Below are 339 nucleotides of genomic sequence, written 5' to 3'. Positions count from 1 at the left end.
GGCGACGATCGGCGGCAGCCCGACCAGCGTCATGGCGCCAAAGGTGAGGAAAGTGCCGCCGCCGGCGACCGCATTGGCGGCGCCGGAGACAAAACCCGCGAGAAACAGCAAGGCGGCATCGAAAAGACTCATTTCCCCCGCTTAGAAAGCTTGCGGCGCGCGCGCAACCTGTCACGGCGGCCATGTCATGGGGCCATCAAGCGCAAAAAATATGCCTCGAAGATGTGACAAAGCGCCGAAATAGCTGTATGTCGCCGCCCGAACCGGAAGAACGATCTTCTGGACCCGTCAACAAATGACGGTGTAGCCGTCCCTGCCCAATGTCCTATCGCGGACAAA

General features: G+C 60.5%; 1 pseudogene. It reads right to left on the bottom strand.

Going from position 1 to position 339, the window contains the following annotated elements:
* Positions 1–132: pseudogene (locus tag EN851_RS34810) on the bottom strand (sulfite exporter TauE/SafE family protein); the annotation flags it as partial.
* Positions 133–339: the final 207 nt, after the last annotated feature.

The sequence above is a fragment of the Mesorhizobium sp. M8A.F.Ca.ET.208.01.1.1 genome, assembly GCF_004791315.1.
In the GTDB taxonomy this organism is placed as follows: domain Bacteria; phylum Pseudomonadota; class Alphaproteobacteria; order Rhizobiales; family Rhizobiaceae; genus Mesorhizobium.
The sequence above is the reverse complement of the archived record's forward strand: the minus strand, read 5'-3'. Positions and strand labels throughout refer to the sequence as shown.